A 2,653-nucleotide genomic window follows, 5' to 3' on the forward strand; every position below is an offset into this window, starting at 1 on the left:
AAAAGTGGTACGGTGATTTCTACCGCCACCACCGATGCCAACGGGAACTATTACTTTTCGAGCGCCACCGGAACCAGTACAGCCAGTACCCGATACGGCATCACGCAATTGGAACCGAATATGGCCTATACGGTGCGGTTCCCGACCACCACCACTGTTGCCGCAACAACTTATAACCTTACCACTGCCGCCGCAGGCAGCAACCGCCTCATTGACTCCAATGCCCCGGCCAACGGAGAAGTGACCGTTCTTGCCACCGATATTCCGGTTTCCGGCGCCAATAACCATAGCTTTGATGTGGGGTATAGCAGCACCCCTTGCGCCATCAATACTCCCACCGTAACGCCCACTTGTAACAACAATGGTACTGCTGGCGACCCCAGTGACGACACTTTCACCTTCACCATCTCGGCTACGGGAACGGGTGTTGGGGCCAATTACAAGGTGGACAAGATTGCACCGGCACCGACTTCAACGGTATTTGCCAGCGTAAATTATGGGGCAACCAGTGCAGCCAGCAGCAGTTTCCCCATTTCGGGTGGAAACCTGACCCTTACTTTGACGGACAACACAACCGCAACTTGTACGCTTAGCCCCGTCACCGTTACCGCCCCGCCTACGTGTTCCAATGCCGCACCGGGTCAACCCGACCTAAAGCTCTTAAAAACCGCGAGTAGTGCCAGTGTTGCTCCAGGCCAAACCCTCACCTATACCCTCACGCTGACGAATGAAGGCACGGCAAGTGCTACTGGGGTGGTGGTGCGCGATGTGCTGCCCACTGCCGTTTCGTATGTCAATTCTGTGGCCAGTCAAGGTTCTTATGACAACGGTACTGGCCTCTGGACGGTTGGAACCGTGGCTGTGGGTGCCAGCTTGACCCTCACCATTACCGTGACCGTGAATTAATAACTTCCGCCGCTTCCCTCCGAGCATCACCCCGTAGCCAGTAGGTTGCGGGGTGTTTTTAATTAAGTTATCGTTATAGATAGTGCTTTTCGCTTGGAATCGAAGCAAGTTCGGTGATGAAATCGGCGATTTTCTGGGTTACATCGTGGAAATAGCGTTTACCTTTTGCAGCAGAGGCATTGGCAGGATTTCCAATGCCCGTATCTTTGGTTACAAGATGCCATTTGCGCTCGGTCCATGCCCATTTCTCTCGAAAGGCCAAAATTTGGTGTGTTTTCTCGGTCCCAGCCCCCGCTTCAGATAAAGGTAAGACAAGGTCTGGTCGTAGATGGAGCATCAAGCTGGTCTCCATTTCATCCGCATGGTCTCCGGCTTCTTCAAAATATTGCGCCTTGTCTAAACTGGAAAACCAATTACAGGTGGCGAGAAACATTTTCGGAAAACGCAACCCCAGTTCACGCAAGATAGCCTTGAAGTCATTTCCGCCATGACTGTTAAAAATGAGCAACCTATGAAGGCCCTGACGCTCCAATACCGTTAATATATCCGCAATAATGGCCAATTGTGTACTGGGATTTAGGTTCAAGTCTAAGTAGATTTCGGATTGACCTGTATTGACACCAAAAGGAACCGTCGGGAGTACGACCACTTTTGCACCGTTTTCCCAAGCAATTCGTGCCGATTCCGCAGCAATGGCCTCCGCCTCTATGTTGTCGGTGGCATAGGGCAAGTGAAAATTATGGGCTTCGGTGGCTCCCCAAGGCAAAAGGGCAAGGTCGAAACGATTTTTTTGCAGGGTTTTCCAGTGATTTTCGGCCAGAATATAAGGGCGTGACATGTTGTATAGGGAGAATAGAAGAAAGAGGTACATAAAAAAAGGCCATCGGAAAACCGTTGGCCGGAAGTAACAACGGTTTTCCTTATCAGAGGGTAATGAGGTTTTGTTGCGGATACCCTTGTTGTATTTCTTGGGCGCTTGCATCCCGCACAGCGGCAACGGTGACATCAAAGTGCAGGGTGACGCCCGCTAATGGGTGATTGGCGTCTAACGTTACAGCGAGTTGGTTGGCCTCAACCACCGTAAAGAGCATGGCTCCTTCGGGCGTGTCTGCCTGTACCTGCATCCCGACTTGCGGATCGAAGTCTCCAAATTGGGCGCGTGGTACTGGAATAACCAAATCTGGGAGGTGTACCCCGTAACCCTCTTCGGGAGCGACGACCACGGTTTTTTTATCACCGTTGCTAAGTCCTACCAACGCTTTTTCCAGACCGGGGATGATATTTCCGCCACCATGCAAGTAGCGCAAAGGTTCTCCGGCAGGCGAGGCATCTATTTGCGTTCCGCTGTCGTCGGTCAAAACGTAGTGAATGGAAACAACTTTCCGTTCGGCAATCTGCATTTGGATATGGATTAATGGAAAAAAGAAAGTTACCAGTTTTTAAAAGAGGTTCCAAATGCGATTCATGCGAAGGGTGCCTTGGCGGGAAGGAAATAAGCGGGTACCAACACCTGAACAAGCAAAAGCGGATACATGAAATCATGTTGAACCTTATGCCACCTGACAAATAACCAATTAGAAAAGGTACGGCCCAACACAGGGTCTTCAGGAAACATTGCACAGTTTGCTAAGTAAATAGATGGCATTTTAGCCGATTAACCCTATGAGCAACCCCAAAAAACATATCCGCTTTGATTGGGCGGCGAAGCGATTGCTGCGCGACAAGAAGAACTTCGACATCCTCGAAG

General features: G+C 50.6%; 3 protein-coding genes. 1 reads left to right on the top strand and 2 read right to left on the bottom strand.

Translation table 11 applies throughout. The features are described 5' to 3' along the window. Positions 1–906, top strand: a 906-nt coding sequence (locus JNN12_01690; protein MBL7977023.1) for a DUF11 domain-containing protein, incomplete at its 5' end; no start/stop codon positions are given. Positions 907–979: 73 nt separating this feature from the next. On the opposite strand, the gene JNN12_01695 is transcribed toward JNN12_01690, so the two are convergent. Together JNN12_01695 and JNN12_01700 are read right to left on the bottom strand one after the other, a co-directional pair. Then, a complete protein-coding gene (locus JNN12_01695) occupies positions 980–1,744 on the bottom strand; it encodes a creatininase family protein (GenBank protein ID MBL7977024.1) in 765 nt (254 codons plus the stop codon). A gap of 85 nt (positions 1,745–1,829) precedes the next feature. Next, on the bottom strand, positions 1,830–2,306 hold the full coding sequence (locus JNN12_01700) for a peptidylprolyl isomerase (protein ID MBL7977025.1): 477 nt from the start codon (positions 2,304–2,306) through the stop codon (positions 1,830–1,832). Positions 2,307–2,653: the final 347 nt, after the last annotated feature.

The sequence above is a fragment of the Bacteroidetes Order II. bacterium genome (assembly GCA_016788705.1).
In the GTDB taxonomy this organism is placed as follows: domain Bacteria; phylum Bacteroidota; class Rhodothermia; order Rhodothermales; family UBA2364; genus UBA2364.

Bases quoted from the DNA above. Each gene is read 5' to 3' on its own strand.
- JNN12_01695 (MBL7977024.1), bottom strand. From the start codon at position 1,744: ATGTCACGCCCTTATATTCTGGCCGAAAATCACTGGAAAACCCTGCAA.
- JNN12_01700 (MBL7977025.1), bottom strand. From the start codon at position 2,306: ATGCAGATTGCCGAACGGAAAGTTGTTTCCATTCACTACGTTTTGACC.